This is a genomic window from Nonomuraea sp. NPDC048826 (genome assembly GCF_043198225.1).
Taxonomy (GTDB): domain Bacteria; phylum Actinomycetota; class Actinomycetes; order Streptosporangiales; family Streptosporangiaceae; genus Nonomuraea.
In genome coordinates, this window is the sequence record NZ_JBICUQ010000004.1 from 156,374 (window position 1) to 176,069 (window position 19,696).

At 71.3% G+C, this 19,696-nt stretch carries 20 protein-coding genes; 11 read left to right on the forward strand and 9 right to left on the reverse strand.

Annotation, left to right across the window (positions count from 1 at the left end; all coding sequences use genetic code 11):
• Positions 1–15 precede the first annotated feature (15 nt).
• Complete coding sequence (locus ACGFI7_RS15215) at positions 16–786, forward strand: SAM-dependent methyltransferase (RefSeq protein ID WP_393404267.1); 771 nt, start codon at positions 16–18, stop codon at positions 784–786.
• Positions 787–840: 54 nt separating this feature from the next.
• Here the strand turns inward: ACGFI7_RS15215 and trxA are convergent, their stop codons facing one another.
• The gene (gene trxA, locus ACGFI7_RS15220; protein WP_393404270.1) at positions 841–1,215 is read right to left on the reverse strand and encodes a thioredoxin; all 375 of its coding nucleotides are present in this window, start codon (positions 1,213–1,215) and stop codon (positions 841–843) included.
• Between the two features lie 124 nt (positions 1,216–1,339).
• Positions 1,340–3,031, reverse strand: a complete 1,692-nt coding sequence (locus ACGFI7_RS15225) for an ExeM/NucH family extracellular endonuclease (protein ID WP_393404272.1) — start codon at positions 3,029–3,031, stop codon at positions 1,340–1,342.
• A 106-nt stretch (positions 3,032–3,137) separates the two neighbouring features.
• On the opposite strand from ACGFI7_RS15225, the gene ACGFI7_RS15230 reads away from it, so the two are divergent.
• Positions 3,138–4,187: a pentapeptide repeat-containing protein gene (locus tag ACGFI7_RS15230; protein ID WP_393404274.1), complete on the forward strand. Its 1,050-nt coding sequence runs from the start codon at positions 3,138–3,140 to the stop codon at positions 4,185–4,187.
• Between the two features lie 59 nt (positions 4,188–4,246).
• Positions 4,247–4,906: a permease prefix domain 1-containing protein gene (locus ACGFI7_RS15235; protein ID WP_393404275.1), complete on the forward strand. Its 660-nt coding sequence runs from the start codon at positions 4,247–4,249 to the stop codon at positions 4,904–4,906.
• Here ACGFI7_RS15235 and ACGFI7_RS15240 read toward each other — a convergent pair.
• Entirely contained in the window at positions 4,890–5,234 is a 345-nt protein-coding gene (locus tag ACGFI7_RS15240) for a PadR family transcriptional regulator (protein ID WP_393404278.1), read from the reverse strand. The two genes, ACGFI7_RS15235 and ACGFI7_RS15240, sit on opposite strands and share 17 nt — an antisense overlap.
• 103 nt (positions 5,235–5,337) lie before the next feature.
• Here ACGFI7_RS15240 and ACGFI7_RS15245 point away from each other — a divergent pair, with 103 nt between their 5' ends.
• From ACGFI7_RS15245 to ACGFI7_RS15280, 8 genes are all read left to right on the forward strand, one after another.
• Complete coding sequence (locus tag ACGFI7_RS15245) at positions 5,338–6,504, forward strand: cytochrome ubiquinol oxidase subunit I (RefSeq protein WP_393404280.1); 1,167 nt, start codon at positions 5,338–5,340, stop codon at positions 6,502–6,504.
• A gap of 10 nt (positions 6,505–6,514) precedes the next feature.
• Positions 6,515–7,279, forward strand: coding sequence for a cytochrome d ubiquinol oxidase subunit II (locus ACGFI7_RS15250; protein ID WP_393404282.1), 765 nt, complete (start codon positions 6,515–6,517; stop codon positions 7,277–7,279).
• A gap of 7 nt (positions 7,280–7,286) precedes the next feature.
• Positions 7,287–9,047: a thiol reductant ABC exporter subunit CydD gene (gene cydD / locus ACGFI7_RS15255; RefSeq protein ID WP_393404285.1), complete on the forward strand. Its 1,761-nt coding sequence runs from the start codon at positions 7,287–7,289 to the stop codon at positions 9,045–9,047.
• Positions 9,048–9,052: 5 nt separating this feature from the next.
• The gene (gene cydC / locus ACGFI7_RS15260) at positions 9,053–10,723 is read left to right on the forward strand and encodes a thiol reductant ABC exporter subunit CydC (protein ID WP_393404287.1); all 1,671 of its coding nucleotides are present in this window, start codon (positions 9,053–9,055) and stop codon (positions 10,721–10,723) included.
• Positions 10,724–10,809: 86 nt separating this feature from the next.
• Positions 10,810–11,433, forward strand: coding sequence for a hypothetical protein (locus tag ACGFI7_RS15265; protein WP_393404290.1), 624 nt, complete (start codon positions 10,810–10,812; stop codon positions 11,431–11,433).
• Positions 11,430–11,750, forward strand: a complete 321-nt coding sequence (locus ACGFI7_RS15270) for a winged helix-turn-helix domain-containing protein (protein ID WP_393404293.1) — start codon at positions 11,430–11,432, stop codon at positions 11,748–11,750. Before ACGFI7_RS15265 ends, ACGFI7_RS15270 begins: the two co-directional genes overlap by 4 nt.
• Positions 11,747–12,631, forward strand: a complete 885-nt coding sequence (locus ACGFI7_RS15275; protein ID WP_393404295.1) for an ABC transporter ATP-binding protein — start codon at positions 11,747–11,749, stop codon at positions 12,629–12,631. Before ACGFI7_RS15270 ends, ACGFI7_RS15275 begins: the two co-directional genes overlap by 4 nt.
• Positions 12,624–13,364, forward strand: coding sequence for an ABC transporter permease (locus ACGFI7_RS15280; protein ID WP_393404298.1), 741 nt, complete (start codon positions 12,624–12,626; stop codon positions 13,362–13,364). Before ACGFI7_RS15275 ends, ACGFI7_RS15280 begins: the two co-directional genes overlap by 8 nt.
• 77 nt (positions 13,365–13,441) lie before the next feature.
• Here ACGFI7_RS15280 and ACGFI7_RS15285 read toward each other — a convergent pair whose 3' ends face one another.
• The 6 genes from ACGFI7_RS15285 to ACGFI7_RS15310 form a co-directional block, all read right to left on the reverse strand.
• On the reverse strand, positions 13,442–14,665 hold the full coding sequence (locus tag ACGFI7_RS15285; RefSeq protein ID WP_393404301.1) for a S1C family serine protease: 1,224 nt from the start codon (positions 14,663–14,665) through the stop codon (positions 13,442–13,444).
• Between the two features lie 140 nt (positions 14,666–14,805).
• The gene (locus tag ACGFI7_RS15290) at positions 14,806–16,332 is read right to left on the reverse strand and encodes an AMP-binding protein (protein ID WP_393404304.1); all 1,527 of its coding nucleotides are present in this window, start codon (positions 16,330–16,332) and stop codon (positions 14,806–14,808) included.
• A gap of 94 nt (positions 16,333–16,426) precedes the next feature.
• Complete coding sequence (locus tag ACGFI7_RS15295) at positions 16,427–17,005, reverse strand: hypothetical protein (RefSeq protein WP_393404306.1); 579 nt, start codon at positions 17,003–17,005, stop codon at positions 16,427–16,429.
• A gap of 116 nt (positions 17,006–17,121) precedes the next feature.
• Entirely contained in the window at positions 17,122–17,934 is an 813-nt protein-coding gene (locus ACGFI7_RS15300) for a MetQ/NlpA family ABC transporter substrate-binding protein (protein ID WP_393404308.1), read from the reverse strand.
• A gap of 11 nt (positions 17,935–17,945) precedes the next feature.
• Entirely contained in the window at positions 17,946–18,602 is a 657-nt protein-coding gene (locus tag ACGFI7_RS15305; RefSeq protein WP_393404310.1) for a methionine ABC transporter permease, read from the reverse strand.
• Entirely contained in the window at positions 18,599–19,549 is a 951-nt protein-coding gene (locus ACGFI7_RS15310) for a methionine ABC transporter ATP-binding protein (RefSeq protein ID WP_393404313.1), read from the reverse strand. Before ACGFI7_RS15310 ends, ACGFI7_RS15305 begins: the two co-directional genes overlap by 4 nt.
• Between the last annotated feature and the right edge of the window lie 147 nt (positions 19,550–19,696).

A 19,696-nucleotide genomic window follows, 5' to 3' on the forward strand; every position in this document is an offset into this window, starting at 1 on the left:
ATTTTGGGAGATGTGGTGGACAGAGCTCCGGATGGCGTCGATCCGAACGTGCCCAACGTCGCGAGGATGTACGACTTCTACCTCGACGGCAAGGACAACTTCGCGGCGGATCGGGAGGCGGCCGAGCGCATTCTGCAGCTGTTCCCCAACACCAAACAGCATGCCCAGGAGAACCGCGGCTTCCTGCGCAGGGCCGTGCGCCTGGTGACCGCCAACGGCGTCGACCAGATCGTGGACCTGGGTGCGGGGTTGCCGACCCAGGGCAACACCCACGAGATCGCGGTGGGCTCCCGGGTGGTGTACGTCGACAACGACCCGGTGGTGTGCACGCACGGCCGGGCGCTGCTGGCCCGCGGCGAGAACGTCGACTTCTTGCAGGGCGACGCGCGCAAGCCCGAGGAACTGCTGGAGCAGCTCCGGCCGCTGATCGACTTCGACCGGCCGGTCGCGTTCATGATGCTGGCCATCCTCCACTTCCTGACGGACGAGGAGGCGTACGGGCTCATCGGGAAGCTGCGTGAGGTGAGCGTGCCCGGCAGCCATCTGGTGCTCAGCCACGCCATCGACGACAAGCCCGATCTCACGCCGCAGGCGCTGGAGGTCTACAAGCAGTCGACGGCGGCGCTGCACCTGCGCACGCACGAGGAGATCCTGCGCTTCTTCGAGGGTTACGAGGTGCTGGAGCCGGGCCTGGTGGACCCGAAGGACTGGCGTCCCGAGGAGGAGCAGGCGTCCGGCTCCGGGCGGCGCAGCCCCGGTTACGCGGCGGTCGGACGCAGGCTGTAACGCCTCCGGACAGCACGGCGGCCCCGCCCGGAGGCGGGGCCGTGCCGGAGTGGGTCAGTTCTTCTGGGCGTTCTTGAGCTCCTTGTCGAGCTCCGCCCTGATCTCGTCCATGTCGAGCGCGCGCACCTGACGGATGAGGTCGTCGAGAGCCGGGGCGGGGATGGCGCCGGGCTGGGCGAAGACCACGATGCCGTCGCGGATGGCCATCAGGGTCGGGATGGACCGGATCTCGAAGCCCTGGGCGAGCGCCTGCTCCTGGTCCGTGTCGATCTTGCCGAACGTGATGTCCGCGTGCTGCTCCGAGGCCTTCTCGAAGATCGGGCCGAACATCTTGCAAGGACCGCACCACTCCGCCCAGAAGTCGAGCAGGACGATCCCCTTGTCGGCGATGTCGTTGAAGTTCTTCTCGGTTACTTCGATGGTCGCCACAAGTGGCTCCTCTGACGTCGGTCCGCTTCCGGTGATTGTCTCCGTGACAACCACGTACCCCCCACCAGCATTCCATGCCGAGGCCCGGGCCGCGCGCACGCGGCCCGGGCGGTGATCGGCGGGGTCAGTGGCCCGGGAGGGTGAGGCCGATGACCAGCGGGTCGTGGTCGGAGGAGCGGAAGGCGTCGGGCCGGTAGAGATCAGGCGGGTTGAACTCGGTGTTGTAGTCACGGATGCGCGGCTCGTCCGCGTTGGCGTGCCAGATCGTGGCGGTGGTGACGCGCTTGAGCAGCTGCTTGCTCGCCATCATGTGGTCGAGCTCGCCGGCCAGCCCGTCGAAGAGGTAGCTGTAGCGCAGCGGGGCGGGCACGTACCGCTTGGTGAGGCTGGTGAGACCGCCGGCTTCGAGGGTCTTGATCGGGTCCTCCTCGCCGTAGGCGTTGAGGTCGCCGAGCACGAGCGGCGCCGGCAGGTCGCCGATGAGACCGAGCAGCGCCTGCGCCTGCCGCACCCGGGTCGGGTTCCAGCAGCCCTGGCCGTCGCCCTGGTCGGCGTCGGGCCCGCTGTCGGGGCAGGAGCCCTTGGACTTGAGGTGGTTGACGACCATGGTGAACGGCTGGCCGCCGCGCTTGCGGCGGAAGGTCTGCACCAGCGGCGGGCGGCTGAACACCGGGTCCTCCGAGGAACGGGCCTGGCCCACCGGCGTCAGCTTGCCCGGCTTGTAGATGAGGCCGACCTGGATCGCGTCGGTGCCCGGGAAGGGATGGGTGAGCGCCGCGTACGTGCCCGCGCCCATCTCGGCGTTGACCGCGTCGACCAGCGCCTGCAGGGCGGTCTGGCCGTTGTTCTCGACCTCCATGAGGCCGATGGCGTCGGCGTCGATGCCCTTGACGGCGGCGACGAGCTTGGTGAGCTGGCGCTGCTGCTCCTCGGCGGTGCTCGCGCCGCGCGAGCCGATCGTGGTGAACCAGTTGAGCGTGTTGAACGAGGCCACCTTGACGTTGCCGAGCACCGGGAACGGCCGGGGCAGGCGCGGGTTGGTGTTCTGGTAGCGGATGGGCCGGGTGGGCTGCAGCCGGTAGCGGTCGAAGCCGTAGCCGAGGACGCCGGTGATGCCGGTGGCGCTGTCGCCGGCGCGCACGATGGGCGGCAGCGTGGCCGGGTTCTGCTGGTTGGAGGCGTCGTCGACGAGCAGCGAGCGGCGGGCGTTCTCGGCGGCGTCCACGCCGGGCCGGTCCGTCGGCTGGAAGAGCCTGCCGCCGGAGGAGAGCGTGACCTCGCCGAAGCGGCCCAGGTTGTACGTGTCGTTGACGGTGAGCCGCTGGCCGAAGGTGAGCAGCATGTTCTCCACCGGCTCCAGGTCGGCGCTGGGCAGCCGATAGCGCTGGGGCGCGATGGTCCCGGTGCCGCACACGTCCACGGCGGTCACCGGCGACAGCTCGGTCCAGCCGTTGAACTCGACGGCGCGGCCGGTGACGAGCACGCGGTCGCCGACCTTGACGTCCTTGAAGGAGTCGCGGGCGAAGGCGAACAGCGCGTCGGAGGTGGCCGGGTCGGCGTCCGGCGTGGGGTCCTGCAGGAAGAAGCCGCTCAGCTGGTCGGTGCGCTGGAAGTCGGCGGTGACCACGCCCTCGACCCGGACGGTCTGCCCGGCGAGCGGGGTGGCGGCGCCGCTGCCCTGGACCTCGGCGATCTCCCGGTCGGGCGGGGTGTCGCAGGGGCCCGCGGGGGTCGCGGATGCGGGTGCCGACAGGAGGCCGGCGGCGAGCGCGGCCGCGGTGAGCGCGGCACAGGATGCCCGGGATAAAGCTTGCATACGCGGCACTCTAGGCCCAGGCTCCGTGACAGGTGTCTACATAGATCTGGCCTCAAGCTTCCATTGCCGAACCTTGACAGGGCGGCCCACCGGGTATGACCAGTGCATGGACTGGGTCACCTGCGCGCAATCGGCGGCCTGCACCGGGATCGCCCGCCGGCCCTACGGCCTCTGTCTCGCCCATCTCCCCCAGGATCAGGTCTCGGTGGTGCTGGCCGGGATGGCGCCCGGGCTGCTGCTGGATCTGCGCGGCACGACGCTCAGCGGCGACCTGCTGCGCCGGGTCGTGGAGGCCACCCGGAGCAGACCCGGCCGCGCCCGGCTGGACCGCGTCCGCTTCACCGGGGACGTGCGGCTGGCCGGGGTGACGTTCGCGGGCGACGTGTCGCTCGACGGCGCCCGGTTCGACCGGCTCGCGTCGTTCTTCGGCGCCCGGTTCGAGGGCAACGTGTCCCTGGCGAGCGCCCGGTTCGCCAGGGAGCTGTCGTTCCACGGGGTGCCGGTGCGCGGGCACGTCTCGCTCGACGGGGCGGTGATGAGCAGGGACGCGCTGTTCAGCCAGGTGGTGTTCGGGCACGGGCTGTCCTGCGAGTCCGCCAGGTTCGAGGGGTACGCGACGTTCGACGGCGCCTCGCTGGGCGAGGCGGCGAGCTTCCGGGGCGCCCGGTTCGGCCGCACGCTCTCGTTCCGCAAGGTGAGCGGCAGCGCCGGGTTCGACGCGGCGCGGTTCGCCGCCGACGCCTACCTGTCGGCCACCGGCCGGTTCTCGGCCACGCGGGCCCGCGCCGACGGGGCGCTGGACCTGGCCGTGCGCGGCTGCGGGGTCGACCTGCGGCGGCTGGTGGTGGCGGGGGCCACGACGGTGCGGCTGACCGACTCGCAGGCCGACCTGGAGGGCGCGGTGCTGCACGGGCCGGCGACGGTGACCGGGCGCGGCGCGTCCACGCTGACGTCGCTGCGCGAGGTGGAGGCGGCCAGCCTGGCGCTGTCGGGGCTCGACCTGTCGGCCTGCCGGTTCGCCGGGCTGGCGCACCCGGCGGGGGTGCGCCTGAAGGAGTGCACGTTCGCGCTCACCGGGCGGGGCATGCGGGTGAGCATGAACCTGCCGATGCTGCGCTGGTTCTCCCGCCGCCGCGCCCCCGCGCACCACCGTTAGGGTCTCCTCAGGGAGATCCCCGATGGGGTACTGCGCGCCCGCTCCGTAGACTGGAGACCATGCTCATCGACGCCTACGCGGCCGAGCTTCAGCGGACGCTGTCGGGGCCGCACGGCCCCAAGCACGACCTGGTCGTCGAAGCGCGTGACAGCCTGATCGACTGCGCCGACGCCTACGAGGCCGAGGGCCTGCGCCGGGCGGAGGCGGAGCGGCGGGCGGTCGAGGAGTTCGGCCCGATCAGCGCCGTGGCGCCCGGCTACCAGGAGGAGCTGACCGCCACGGCGGGGCGCAGGCTGGGATGGCTGCTGCTGGTGAGCGTGCCCGCGACGGTGCTGGTGTGGGGCCTGATCTGGACCCTCCACCCCGGCGACGCCGAGCTGTGGCAGAACCGTCCGGAGTGGTTCATGCCGGTCTCCCGGCTGCTCGACGTGCTCCAGCTCGCGGTCGGTCTGTACGGCGGCCTCGCGCTGCTGGCCCTGGGGCGGGGCGCCCGCCTGCTCCCGCGGACGCGGCTGGTGACGCGCTCGCTCGGCCTGGCGGTCTGGGTGATGCTGCCGCTGACCTCGCTGCTCGGCCTGCTGCTGTCGAAGGGCTCGGTCATGCCCGCCGACCTGGCGACCTTCCCGCCGGTCATGCTGGCCAGCCTGGTGACCTACGCCCTGGCCGGGATGCAGCTCTACTGCGGCACCCGGTGCGTCATGCTCACCCGGAAGGCCTGACCTCCGGGGTCTCCGGCCGCAGCACGCTCCCGATGGCGCTGGTGAACGCCTGCCAGGCCGTCCGCTCACCCGCGAGCTGCTTGCGGCCGGCGTCGGTGAGCCGGTAGGTGCGCCGCTTGCGCCCGCCCACCGTGGCCCACTCGCTCACCAGGAGGCCGGTGCGCTCCAGCCTGCGCAGCGCCGGGTAGACCGTGCCGGTGGGCACCGTGAGCGCGCCTCCGCTGCGCTCCTGCAGGGCCTCGATGATGGCGTAGCCGTGCAGTGGCTCCCGTTCGAGCACGGAGAGCAGCAAGGCGTCCATGTGGCCGCGGAGCGCGTCGGGGTTCATGCCCGAAATCCTAAGCACCTCTCTCGCATGTAGCCAGCCTACATGTAGTCTGTCTATATGTAGACTCCCTACAGGTACACAGATGTGACGACGGAGAGGACAGATGGAAGCACTCGACCTGGCCCGCTTACAGTTCGCCGTGACGGGGAGCCTGCACTTCCTGTTCGTCGTGCTCACGCTCGGGCTGGCGCCGCTGGTGGCGATCATGAACACCCGGTGGGCGCGCACCGGCAAGCCGTTGTACGAGCGGATGACCCGGTTCTGGGGGCAGATCTACGTCATCAACTACGCCCTGGGCATCGTCACCGGCCTGGTGATGGAGTTCCAGTTCGGGCTGTCGTGGAGCGGGCTCACCCATTACGCGGGAGACGTGTTCGGCGCGCCGCTGGCCATGGAGACGCTGGTGGCGTTCTTCCTGGAGTCGACGTTCCTGGGATTGTGGATCTTCGGGTGGGGACGGCTGCCGAAGTGGGCGCACGTGGCCTGCATCTGGCTGGTCACCGCGACCGCGTTCGCCAGCGCGTTCTTCATCATGGCGGCCAACGCCTTCCTGCAGAACCCGGCCGGGGCGGTGGTCCAGGGCGACCGGATGGCGCTGGTCGACGCCGTGGCGCTGTTCACCAACAAGACGCTGGTGTTCGCGCTGCCGCACGTCCTGGGCGCCGGGCTGCTGACCGGGGGGATGGTGCTCATCGGCGCCAGCGCCTACCACCTGCGGCGGCGCACCCAGGAGGTGGAGTTCTTCTCCACGTCCATGCGGACCGGGATCGTGGTGGCGGCGATCGGCATCACGCTCACCGTGAGCTTCGGCTACGCCCAGTTCGGCGGGATGCAGGAGGGCAAGTTCGACGACAACCCCGCGGCCGCCGTGCCCCTGGCGCTGATGATGGAGGCCGGCAACCTGCTGTTCATGGGGATCCTGCTGTTCCTGCTGCCGGCGATGGCGGCGCTGCCCCGGTGGCGGTGGCCGCACCCGCTGCTGATGGCGCTGACGCCGCTGCCGTTCGTGCTGGCCATCTTCGGCTGGCTGGCCAGGGAGCTGGGCCGGCAGCCGTGGATGGTCTGGGAGCGGCTGACCGTCGCCGACGCCATGACCCCGGGGCTGACGCCCGGCATGGTCACCGCCTCCTTCACCGGCTTCGCGGCCGTGCTCGGGCTGCTGGCCGTCGTCGACTACGTGCTCATCGCCAGGGTGGTCCGGCGCGGCCCGCACGACCTCGCCCTCGGCGCCACCGCCCCCGAGCAGCGCTCGCCCGCGCTGAGCCTCTAGGAGTGCCCCGATGGAGCTGATCTGGTTCGCCGTCTTCGTCGTTCTGCTGGCAGGCTACTTCGCGCTGGAGGGCTTCGACCTGGGGGTCGGCCTGCTGCTGCCGGTCCTCGGCAGGAGCCGCGACGACCGTGACCGCATGGTCGCCGCGATCGCGCCGTACGTGCTCGCGAACGAGGTGTGGCTGGTGGCCGTCGCCGGGACCCTGGTCGGCGTCTACCCGCTGCTGGAGGGCGAGGCGCTGCCCGCGCTCTACCCGCTGGTGGTGGCCATGCTGCTGGCCTGGATCCTGCGGGACGCCGGGCTGTGGTTCCGGCGCAGGATCGACGGGCCCCGGTGGCGGGGGTTCTGGGACGCGATGATCGTGCTGGGCTCGCTCTGGCTGTCGATCGGCTGGGGGCTGGTGCTGTACGCCGCGGCCACCGGGTTCGCCGGGCCGCTCATGCACCCCCTGGGCCTGCTGTTCGGCGCGGCGCTGACGCTGCTGTTCGCCTGGCACGGCCGGGTCTTCCTCGGCTGGCGGCTGCCGGGGTTCGCCGGACCGGCGCGTACCGGGCGGGCGCTGGCGATGTCGGGGGCGCTGGCCGCGCTGCCGGCGCTCGCCCTGCTCGGCGGCGGGATGTCCTATCTGCTGGAGCACAGCGCCCCGGACGCGACGCTGAATGTGCTCAGTCTCATGGTCCTGCCGTTCGCGCCCATCATGGTCGGCGCGCAACTATGGATATGGCGCACTTTCCGTCCGGGAAAGGACGCCGACCGAAACCCTTCGTTCTTCTGAGGCGCTCGTGCACAAGGATCTCCTCCGCCTGATCCGGAGTGAACAACCGGTCCTGCGTCACCTGGCGGTCACCTTCGCGGCGGCGATGGCCGCGGGGCTGCTGGTGCTCGTCCAGGCGGAGTTGCTGGCGGGGGTGTTGTCCGGGAGGTTCACCGCGGTCGCGCTCACGGCCGTGGCCGGCGTGGTGGCGCTGCGCGCGCTGCTGGCCTGGACGCAGGGCGTGTTCGCCGGGCGCACCGCCACCGGCGTCAAGTCGGCGCTGCGCCGCCGCCTGCTGGCCAGGTTCGGGGAGCTCGGCCCCGTCCGGCTCGCCGGCCACCGCTCGGGCGAGCTGGTGACGCTCACCGGGCGCGGGCTGGACGGCCTCGACGACTACCTGACCGGCTACCTGCCCTCGATCGCGGTGGCCGCCGTGGTGCCGCTGGCGGTGCTGGTGCGGCTGCTCACCGCCGACCTGGCCAGCGCGATCATCGTCCTGGTCACGCTGCCGCTGATCCCGATCTTCGGCGCGCTGGTGGGCATGACCACCAAGGCCGTCACCGAGCGGCAGTACCGTGCGCTGACCCGGCTCGGCGGCCACTTCCTTGACGTGGTGCGCGGCCTGCCCACGTTGCGCGCCTTCGGCCGGGCCCGCTACCAGGCGACGGTGATCCGGCAGGTGGCCGACGCGCACCGCTCGGCCACCATGCGCACCCTCCGGGTGGCCTTCCTGTCGTCGCTGGTGCTGGAGCTGTGCGCGTCGCTGTCGCTGGCCCTGGTGGCGGTGCCGATCGGGCTGCGGCTGCTCGGCGGCACGCTCGACCTGTCCACGGCGCTGCTGGTGCTGCTGCTGGCGCCGGAGGCCTACCTGCCGCTGCGCGCCATGGGCACCCGGTTCCACGCCTCGATGGAGGGGGTGGCCGCCGCCGACGCCGCCTTCTCCGTACTGGATCGGTCGGACGACCCCGCCGAGCCCGGCCGGGAGGAGCGTCCCGCGGCCCTTCCCGCGTCCGGGCAGCCGCGCATCGAGCTGGAGAACGTCACCGTGCGCTATCCCGGGCGCGACGACCCGGCGCTCGACGGGGTCACGCTGACCATCGAGCCGGGCGAGCGGGTGGCGCTGGTGGGCGAGAGCGGCAGCGGCAAGAGCACGCTGCTCAACGTGCTGCTCGGCTTCGTGCCGCCGTCGGCGGGGCGGGTGCTGGTCGACGGCGTCGACCTGCGCGCGCTGGACCTGGACGCGTGGCGGGCGCGGCTGGCGTTCGTGCCGCAGCGGGCGCACCTGTTCACCACCTCGGTGGCGGACAACATCCGGCTCGGCACGCCCACGGCCGGCCTGGACGAGGTGCGGCGGGCCGCGCGCGCCGCGTACGCCGACGAGTTCGTCGGCGAGCTGCCCGACGGCTACGAGACCCGGGTCGGCGAGCGGGGCGCCAACCTGTCCGCCGGCCAGCGCCAGCGCATCGCCCTGGCCCGCGCCTTCTGCCGCCCGGCGACGTCGGTCCTGCTGCTGGACGAGCCGACGGCCCGGCTGGACGGCCGGAGCGAGGCCGCCGTGGTCGCGGCGACCGCCGAGCTGAGCAAGGGCCGCACCGCCGTCATCGTGGCCCACCGCCCTGCCATGATCGAGCTCGCGGACCGCGTCATCCGGGTCCACGACGGCCGCGTCGTCTCCGACACCACCCGGCTCGCGACCGTCCCGCCCCTGGCGGAGCCCCCTGACCCGCCTGTGCTCGCGAAGGGGCCTGGGACGTCACCGAAGGCCGGCGAGGAGAGGCCGGAGCGGTGAAGGGCATGTCGAGGACGCGACTGGTGTACGCGGTGCTGGCCGGGGCCGCGGCCGACCTGGCGGGGCTCGGGCTGATCGCCGCCGCCGCCTGGCTGATCACGCGGGCGGCCGAGCAGCCGCCGCTCGCGGCGCTCAGCGTGGCGATCGTGGCCACCAGGGCGTTCGCCACCGGCCGCGGCGTGTTCCGGTACGCCGAGCGGCTGACCGGGCACGACGTGGCGCTGCGGGCCCAGGCGGGCACGCGGGAGCGGCTGTACGAGGCGCTGATCCCGCCGCAGCGGCCCCGGGTCGGCGGCGCCGACCTGCTCAGCCGCATGGTCGACGACACCGACGCGGTGCAGGACCTGCTGGTGCGCTGCCTGCTGCCCGCCGCGGCGGCCGCCATCGCGGGTCTCACGGCGGTGGTGATCGGGCTGACGATCCTGCCCGTCACGGCGCTCGTCCTGCTCGCCGGGCTGCTGCTGGCCGGGGCGCTGCTGCCGGCGGGCACCGCGGCGGCGGCGCGCCGGTGGTCGGCGCGGCTGGCCCCGGCCCGGGCCGAGCTGGCCGGCCGGGTGGCCGACCTTGTGCACGGCGCGGCCGACCTGTCCGCGTACGGGGCCGGCGGCCGGGCGCTGCGGGACGCCGAGGAGGCAGGCGACGCGCTCGGCCGGCTGGAGCGGCGCCAGGCCAGGGTGCACGCCACGGCCCTGGCCGGCGGCACGCTGGTGCAGGTGCTGACCGTGGTCGCGATCGTGCTGGTCGCCCAGGCGAACGCCGTGGGCACGGTCGGCACGGCCGTGCTCGCGCTCACGGCGCTGGTGGCGTTCGAGCCGGTGCTGCCGCTGGCCGCCGCCGGTGAGCGGTACGCGGGCATCGCGGCGGCGCTGCGCCGCCTGCGCGAGGTCCGCTCCGCCGAGCCGGCCGTCACGGAGCCGGACACGCCGGCCGCTCCCCCGCCGGGGCCGCTGACGGTCGAGGTCGAGGACCTCGTGGTACGGCATGTGCCCGGCGGCAGGCCGGCCGTGGACGGGGTGTCGCTCACGCTGGCCCCGGGCCGTCGGGTGGCGCTGGTGGGCCCGAGCGGCGCGGGCAAGAGCACGATCCTGGCGGCGCTCATGCGGCTCGCCGACCCCGAGTCCGGGGCGGTCCGGGTCAACGGCGTGGACATCCGCGAGCTGGACTCCGACGACGTGCGGGCCATGATGACCGGGCTCACGCAGGACCCGTACCTCTTCCGTACCTCGCTCCGCGACAACCTGCGCCTGGCCGGGCCGGAGGCGGACGACGAGCGGCTGGCGCGGGCCGTGCGGGACGCGCGGCTGGAGCACTGGGTGGAGCGCACCGGCTGGGACGCCGAGCTGGGCGAGGACGGCAGCACCGTGTCCGGCGGCCAGCTCCAGCGGCTGGCGCTGGCCAGGGCGCTGCTGTACGACCCGCCCGTGCTGCTGCTGGACGAGCCGGCCGAGGCGCTGGACGAGGAGACGGCCGACGAGCTGATGGCCGACCTGCTCGACGTCACGCACGACCGGACCACGCTGCTGGTCACCCACCGCCTGAAGGGGCTGGAGCGGGTGGACGAGATCGTGGTGCTGGAGGACGGCCGCGTGACGCAGCGCGGCACCCACGACGACCTGGTTTCCCGGCCCGGTTACTACCGGGATCTGTGGGAGTCGGAGGTACTCACCCGCCGCTGAGGGAACTCCCCGGGCTCGCCGCCCGTTGGACGGGCATGGCAAGCTGGTTTACGACACAAACCAGTTTGATGTTCCGAGGAGTTGAGATGGCAGACGACGGCGAGCACGTGGCTTCTCCCGAGGAGACGCTCCGGCTCATCGACCAGCAGCGCGCCGCCGCGGTCAAGGCGCTGCGCGGCGACCCGCTGCTGCTCTACACCCCGTGGGGCGTCGCCTGGCTGCTCGGCTTCGGCACGCTCTTCCTGCGGTACGGGCTCGACGGCGTCCCCTACGTGCCGATCAGCCCGGGAGCCGCGCTGACCGTCCACCTCTCGCTGCACGTGGTCGCGGGCGCGTTCGTGGCGATCGGGATCGTCCGGATGAACGGCCAGGTCCGGGGCGAGAGCTCCGCCAAGGGCATGATGTACGGCTACGCCTGGTTCGTCGGCATGATGCTCATGTCCGTGATCAGCAGCCGCTTCAGCCCGGCGCTCGACCCGATCGAGGCCGGCCTGATGTGGGGCGCCGTGGCGCTGCTCGTGGTGGCGATCCTCTACATGGCCGGCGGCGCGCTCTACGGCCAGTGGTCGATGTTCTTCATGGGGGTGTGGATCGCCGCCGTCGACGCGGTGGGCGTCATGCTCGGCGCCGGCTGGCACGCGCTGCTCGCGGCGGTGTTGCTGGGAGGTGGCCAGATCGCCGCCGGCATCCTGCTGCGGTCGCGGGCATGACCGGCGAGGCCGCGCCGGAGCTCGACCCGGTCATCCACGCCCAGGCCAGGCTGCGCGTGATGGTCACGCTCAGCACGCTCTGCGACGGCGACGAGATCGCCTTCCCCTCGCTCAAGGATCTGCTCGGCATGACCGCGGGCAACCTGTCCGTCCACCTGACCAAGCTGGAGGAGGCCGGATACGTGCACATCACCAAGACCCACAAGGGCCGTACCCCTGTCACCTACGTCTCGATGACCACGCGAGGGCGGCTCGCGCTCGAGGACTACACCAAGGCCATTCGTTCCCTATTGGACTCCGCAGGAGGCAATCCATGACCATCCTCGCCAGAACGGTCGAGGTCACCCGGCGCTACGGCGACGTGTTAGCGCTCGACCGGGTCTCCGTCGACATCCGGGCCGGTGAGCTGGTGGGCCTGCTCGGCCCCAACGGCGCCGGCAAGTCGACCCTGATCAACCTGTTCGTCGGGCTGCGCCGGCCCAGCTCCGGCACGGTCGAGCTGCTCGGCGGCTCGCCGTCCGACCCCGCCGTGCGGCGCGGCATCGGCGTCACGCCGCAGGAGACCGGGTTGCCCGAGGCGCTGCGGGTCGGCGAGATCGTGGATTTCGTCTCCGCGCACTTCCCCGGACGGGCGGCCAAGACCGAGCTGCTGGACCGGTTCGGCCTCGGCGACCTGGCCAAGCGGCAGATCGGCGGCCTGTCGGGCGGCCAGAAGCGGCGGCTGGCCGTGGCGCTGGCGTTCGCCGGCCGCCCCCGGCTGGTGTTCCTGGACGAGCCGACCACCGGGCTGGACGTCGAGGCCAGGCGGGCGCTGTGGGACGGCATCAAGGCCTTCCACGAGGACGGCGGCACCGTCCTGCTGACCAGCCACTACCTGGAGGAGATCGAGGCGCTGGCGGAGCGGGTGGTGGTCGTCGGCCACGGCCGCGTGCTCGCCGACGACACCATGCGGGCGGTGCGTGACGTGGTGGGCGTGCGGCGGGTCTCGCTCGACGCGGGCGAGCTGCCCGAACTGCCCGGCGTGGCCGCCGTCCAGCGCGAGGGCGACCGGGTCCACCTGATGACCGCCGACCCGGACCGGCTCGTGGTCGAGCTGGTGCGCAGCGGCACCCCGTTCTCGGGCCTGGAGATCAGGCCCACCTCCCTGGAGGAGGCCTTCCTCACCATCACGGCCGCGAAGGAGCCCGCCCATGTCTAGTCTCATCCTGGCGCACACCCGCTATCAGGCCATCGAGCAGATCCGGGTGCCGATCGGGCTGCTGGCCGGCGGGCTGTTCCCGGCCATCGCGATGCTGGCGTTCGCGGCCCCGTTCGTCGGCGACGACCCGGTGGCCTCGACGCGGTCGCTGGGCTCGATGATGATGATCGGCGCCATGTCGTCGGCGCTCATCGCGCTGGCGATCAACGTGGCGCAGGACCGCGAGCAGCCGTGGAACCCCTACCTGCGCACGCTCCCCGCGGGGCCGCTCCCCCACTTCGCCGGGCGGCTCCTCAGCTCGATGGCGCTCATGGTGATCTCGACCATCCCGGTCACGGTGGTGGCGGGGCTCTTCACGGAGGCGGACCTCTCGCCGGGACGGCTGGCGGTGATGGTGGCCGCGGTGCTGGTGGGCTCGCTGCCGTTCATGCTGATGGGGCTCTTCGTCGGGCTGGTGATGCCGTCGAAGGGGGCGATCGCGGTGTCGCAGGTGCTGTTCTTCCCGTTCGCGATCGTGGGCGGGCTGATGCTGCCGCCGCAGGCGATGCCCGACTTCCTGAACGTGATCTCCCCGTACATGCCCAGCAGGGGCGGCGGCGAGCTGGTGTGGTGGGCGGCTGACGGGAGCGCGCCCAGCACCCTGGCGCTGGTGGCGCTGGCCGGCTGGACCGTGGCCGCGGGAGTGGCCGCCGCCTGGGCCTACCGGCGCGACGAGGGACGCAGGTTCGCCTGACGTCCAGGGGATGGAGGGGGTGTGCCGCCGAGTCCGCAGCGATCTCAACGGCACACCCGTCCGTGTGGGGGTCCTGGTTATTGCATCTCAGCGAGGGTGGCGTTGACGGTCTTCTCCACGCCGTCCCTCATATATGTGATCTGAACCTGTTGGCCCGGTTTGAAACCTCTGATCTGCCCGACGACGTCATCTCCGCTGTCCACGGCTTTGCCGTTGATCTTGGTGATGAGGTCGGCCGACCGCAGCCCGGCCTTCTCCGCGGGGCTTCCCGCCGTGATCTGGCGGACCAGCGCGCCGGGCACGTCGCCGGTGGCGTTGGTGACGCTCACGCCCAGGAACGCGTGGGTCACCTTGCCGGTGCTGATGAGCTGGTCGGACACGTGCTTGGCGGTGTTGATCGGGATGGCGAAGCCGAGGCCGATGCTGCCGCTGCTGCCCGCCGTGGCGATCGCCGTGTTGATGCCCACGACCTGCCCGGCGGCGTTGACCAGCGCGCCACCCGAGTTGCCCGGGTTGATCGCGGCGTCGGTCTGGATGGCGCCGCCTATCGTGGTCGCGCCACCGCCCCCTCCCTGGCGGGGCCAGCCGGGCGGCGCCTGCTCCTGCTCGCCGCCGACGTTGAGCGTGCGGTCGAGCGCGCTGACGATGCCCAGGGTGACCGACCCCTGGAGGCCGAGCGGGCTGCCGAGGGCGAGCACGGAGTCGCCCACCTTGAGCTGGTCGCTGTCGCCCAGCGCGGCCGGGGACAGCCCCGACACGTCCTCGGCCCTGATCACGGCCAGGTCGGTGGCCGGGTCGGTGCCGATCACGGAGGCGGTGGCGGACTTGCCGTCGCTGAACTTCACCGTCATCCTGCCGCCCTGGGCGGCGCCCTCCACCACGTGGTTGTTGGTGAGGATGAGCCCGTCGGCGCTGAGGACGACGCCGGAGCCCTCGCCCGACGAGCCCTGGATCATCACCACCGAGGGCTGCACCTTCTCCGCCACCTGCGACACGGTGAGCGAGGTCGACGCCTGGCTGAACGTCGGGTTCGGAGCGCTGACAGTCGTCACGACCGGATCCTGGAACGCGGTGGCGACGGTGGCGCCCACCGCGCCGCCGCCGACGGCCATGGCCGCCAGGGCCAGACCGGCGACCGCCTTGCGCCCGAAGCCCGGCTTGGCGGGCGGGGGCGGCGGCGGTGGCACCGGCCGGCCCATGACCATGGTCTCCCTCCGGGGAAAGCCCCCGGCGGAGGGCGGCGTGTCGCCGAACTGGCTCCAGCCGCCGGCGCCCTGCTCGCGAGGCTCGTTCGCGTTCATCGTCATCTCCCTCGAGTTCCTCTGACTCAAGGGTGCCAAAGCCAGCGTAAGCGCTGGTTAAGCCGATGATCGACGGCGGCCGAACACCTGAACGGCGGCTTTATCGTCCCTGCTCGAAGCCCGTCGCCCGACCGGAAAAATCACTTCCAGTATTCGTCCTTGAGCAGCCGCTTGTAGAGCTTGCCCGTGGGATGCCTGGGCAGCTCCGCCCGGAAGTCGACCGACTTGGGACACTTGTAGTGCGCCAGCTGGGAGCGGCAGTACTCGATCAGCTCCTTCTCCAGGGCGGGTCCCGCCTCGTCCATCGACACCGGCTGCACCACGGCCTTGACCTGCTCGCCCATCTCCTCGTCCGGCACCCCCAGCACGGCCACGTCGGCGACCTTGGGGTGCACGCACAGGACGTTCTCCGCCTCCTGCGGGTAGATGTTCACCCCGCCGGAGATGATCATGTACGAGCGCCGGTCGGTGAGATAGAGGAAGCCGTCGGCGTCCAGGTAGCCGATGTCGCCGAGGGTGGTCCAGCCCCGGCCCTGCGGGTCCTGCACCGAGCGGGTCTTGTCGGGGTCGCCGTGGTACTCGAAGGAGGCGGCGCTCTCGAAGAAGATCGTGCCGTGCTCGCCCGGCGGCAGCACGTTGCCGTCCTCGTCGCACACGTGCACGGGGCCCAGCAGGGACCGGCCGACCGTGCCCTTGTGCTCCAGCCAGTCGGCCGAGCCGACGTACAGGAAGCCGTTGCCCTCGGTGCCGGCGTAGTACTCGTGGATGATCGGGCCCCACCACTCGATCATCTTCTCCTTGACCGGGATCGGGCAGGGCGCGGCCGCGTGGATGGCCGCCCGAAGCGACGACAGGTCGTACTTCGCCCGGGTGTCCTCCGGCAGCTTGAGCATCTTGATGAACATGGTGGGCACCAGCTGCGAGTGCGTCACCTGGTACTTCTCGACCAGCCGCAGGTACTCCTCGGGGTCGAACCTTTCCATGATCACGAGGGTGGCGCCGAGGCGCTGGAACGTCATGCAGTAGCGCAGCGGGGCCGCGTGGTAGAGCGGGGCGGGCGACAGGTAGACGCTGTCGGCCGACGGCGCGAACAGGAACGAGATGAGCTTGAACAACGCGCCCGGCTCGGTCAGCGGATCCAGCGCCAGGGCGGGCTTGACGCCCTTGGGCCTGCCGGTGGTGCCGGACGAGTAGAGCATGTCGGTGCCCTGCACCTCGTCGTCGATCGGGGTGGCCGGGTGGGCCGCGACCGCTTCCTCGTACGACTGGAAGCCCTCGGCGGTGCCGTCGAGCATCAGCCTCAGCTCCACGCGTGGCGTGGCGTCGGTGATGGAGGTGGCGACGTCGGCGAGATGCGCGCTCGAGATGAACACCCGGGCCTCGCAGTTGTCGACGATGTAGGCCAGCTCGTCACGCTGCAGGCGCGAGCTGATCGCCGTGTAGTAGAGCCCGGACCGGTGCGCGGCCCAGGCGACGGCCAGGAAGAGCGGATGGTTGGGCAGCATGAAGGCGACGTGGTCGCCAGGCCGCAGGCCCGCGGCGCGGAAGAGGTGAGCCAGCCGGTTCGATTCCTCGTCCAGCTGACGGTAGGTGACGACTTGACCGGAGCCCGCCATGATCACAGCGGGCTTGTCGGGGGTGACTGCTGCGATGGCTCCCGGGTACATGACCGAACAGTATTCTGTTTCCCGCGGGAAACGCCAGCCCCCAAGCACGGCGAAGCCGCGACCTCGTCATCGAGGTCGCGGCTCGCGTGATCGATCAGACGGCGTGGTAGACGTCCTGCCAGCCGGAGTGCCAGCCCTTCGGGTTCCAGTGGTTGCCGCGGCTCACGTTCACGTAGATGTGAGCGGCGTCCTCACCGGAGAACGAGAAGTGCTTCGGGTGCTTCCAGCAGTTCTTGAACCGCTCGAAGTGGGTGTCGCCGTCAGTGGTGACGACCTTGAAGGTCGCCCACGCGCACTTGTTCTTGCCCCACCACTTGTCGTTGTAGAGCTTGCCGTGGACGTCGAAGCGGTAGACGTGCTTCCACTCCCACACGCGCTTCTTGACTTCCTTCTTCACCCACCAGCACTTCTTCTCGCCGTCGTGCCACTTGCAGACCTTCTTGGGGACCACGACGGTCTTCCAGGTCCAGTGCTTGTAGGACTTCTTCTCGACCTCCACGTAGCCCTTGGCCTTGGCCTTGTGGTCGCTGGAGAAGTACGGGCCCCAGCTGTCGGAGTAGGTGCCGGACGAGGTCGCGGCGGTGGTCGTCGTCGCGCTCGCGGCGGTGGCGGGGGCGACCGCCATCGCGGCGGCGGCCGCCACGCCGATCAGGATTCGAGTTGCGAATCGCACTTGAGGGCTCCTCGGGATGAGGTTGGTTCTGCTGTCGGGTCATTGATAAGCCGAACCGATTGCCCGCGGCTTGCAACCCGCTTTAACCCCGCCTTATCCCGGGGCTCACGCGGCGCCTATTCGGCGGGAATCACGGAGCCCTCGTACTTCCGCGCGATGAAGTCCTTCACCTTCTGGTCCTGCAGCAGTTCGCCCAGGGCGACCAGATCCGCGTCCTGCTCCTTACCGGTCGCCACGACCAGGCCGTTCACGTACGGGTTGGCCTCGGTCTTCTCCAGGACCAGCGCCTCGGACGCGGGCTTGAGCCCGGCCTCGATCGCGTAGTTGCCGTTGATCACGGCCGCGTCCACGTCGTCCAGCGAACGCGGGAGCTGCGCGGCCTCCAGCGGTTCGAACGTCAGGTTCTTCGGGTTGCCGGTGACGTCGCGCTCGGTGGCGGCGGTGCCCGCGCCCTCCTTCAGCGTGATCACGCCGTTGTCGGCGAGCAGCTTCAGCGCGCGGCCGAGGTTGGTGGCGTCGTTCGGCACGGCCACGGTGGCGCCGCCGGGCAGGCCGCCGAGCTCGGTCACCTTCTTGGAGTACAGGCCGAGCGGTTCCAGGTGGACCGGGGCGAGGAAGGTCAGCCGGGTGCCCTTGGAGGAGTTGAAGTCGTCCAGGTACGGCTTGTGCTGGAAGAAGTTGGCGTCCAGCTTGCCCTCGTCGAGCTGGACGTTCGGCTGCACGTAGTCGGTGAACTCGACGATCTCCAGGTCGAGGCCGGCGCTCTCGGCGAGGTTCTCGTCGACGTACTTGATGATCTCACCGTGCGGCACCGGGCTGACGCCGATCTTGAGCGCGCCGTCGGGCTCGTTCGTGGCGGACTGTGACGTACCGCACGCGGCGAGCGACAGAGCCAGCGCAGCGACACCTGCTATGCGACGAAATATCATGATCTTTCCTTCTATTTGTGTGAAAGACGCCGGGCGGTGAAGTCGCCCAGGCTCTGCATGACTTGCACGATCACGACGAGCAGCACGACCGTCGCGACCATCACGCCGGTCTCGAACCGCTGGTAGCCGTACCGGATGGCCAGGTCGCCGAGCCCGCCCCCGCCGATGGTCCCGGCCATGGCCGTGTAGCCGATGAGCGCGACGACCGTCACCGTCACCCCGGCGACGATCCCCGGCAGCGCCTCGGGCAGCAGCACCTTGGCCACGACCGTGACGCGGCCCGCGCCCATCGCCCGCGCGGCCTGGATCACGTCCCGGTCCACCTCGCGCAGCGCGGTCTCCACCAACCGGGCGAAGAACGGCACGGCGCCGACCGTGAGCGGCACCACCACGGCGGCGGTGCCGATCGTGGTGCCGACGACCAGCCGGGTGAACGGGATGATCGCGATCATCAGCACGATGAACGGCAGCGACCGCCCCACGTTGACGATCAGCCCGAGCGCCGACTTGACCGCGGGCAGCGGGCGCAGCCCGCCCCGGTCGAACACCACCAGCGCCACGCCAAGCGGCAGCCCCAGCAGCACGGTCAGCAGCGCCGACCAGCCGACCATGATCGCGGTCTCGACGGTGGCGTCCACCAGCAGCGGCGCCATCTCTTCCCAGCTCATGACACCTCCACCAGCAGCCCGCGGGAACGCAGGAAGTCGAGCGCGGCCGGGGCCTCGTCGCCGGTGAGCGCGACCCGCAGCCGACCGGCCGAGCCGCCGCCGATCTCCTCGATCGCGCCGCCCAGGATGCTCACGTCCACGTCGAACTTGCGCACCACCTCCGACACCAGCGGCCGGTGCGGGTCGCCGGTGAAGGTGAGCGTCACCGAACCGGCCGGGGCCGGGCCGGGCAGCGGGAAGATCTCCCGGGTGAGCCGCGAACCGGGGGTCCTGATCAGGCCGGCGATGGCGCCCGACTCCTCGACCCGCCCGCCGGACATGATGGCGGCCGAGTCGCAGACGTTCTTGATGACGTCCATCTCGTGGGTGATGAGCAGGATCGTCAGGCCCAGCTCCGCGTTGAGCCGCTTGAGCAGGTCCAGGATCGACTGGGTGGTGGCGGGGTCGAGCGCCGAGGTGGCCTCGTCCGACAGCAGCACGGCGGGCTCCCCCGCGAGCGCCCTGGCGATGCCGACCCGCTGCTTCTGCCCGCCGGAGAGCTGGTGCGGGTGGTCACGCTCGCGCCCGGCCAGCCCCACCAGTTCCAGCAGCTCGCCCACCCGGCGGCGGCGCTCCGCCCTGGGCACGCCCATGACCTCCAGCGGGAAGGCCACGTTGCCGGCGACGGTGCGCGAGGAGAGCAGCGCGAAATGCTGATGGATCATGCCGATGCGGCGGCGGGCCAGGTTGAGGTCACGGTCCCCCAGCCCGGTCAGCTCCTGACCGGCCACCCGCACCGTTCCGGAGTCGGGCCGTTCCAGCAGGTTGACGCAGCGCAGCAGGGTGCTCTTGCCGGCGCCGCTGCGGCCGACCACCCCGTAGATCTCGCCTTCGCGCACGCTCAGGTCGACGCCGTCCAGGGCGACGGTGCGGCCGTACGCCTTGCGCAGGCCGGAAACCTCGATCACGACTCATCCCCATGGCTGAGAGGCGGCACGCGGCCGCCAGGCTGAACAATCCGGTACGAGAGCCGGAGGGCCTATCGGGAGCCGGGGTGGAACGGCAGGTGGCTGAGCCTGCGCAGCACGAAATGCGGCATGATCATGGGGAAACCT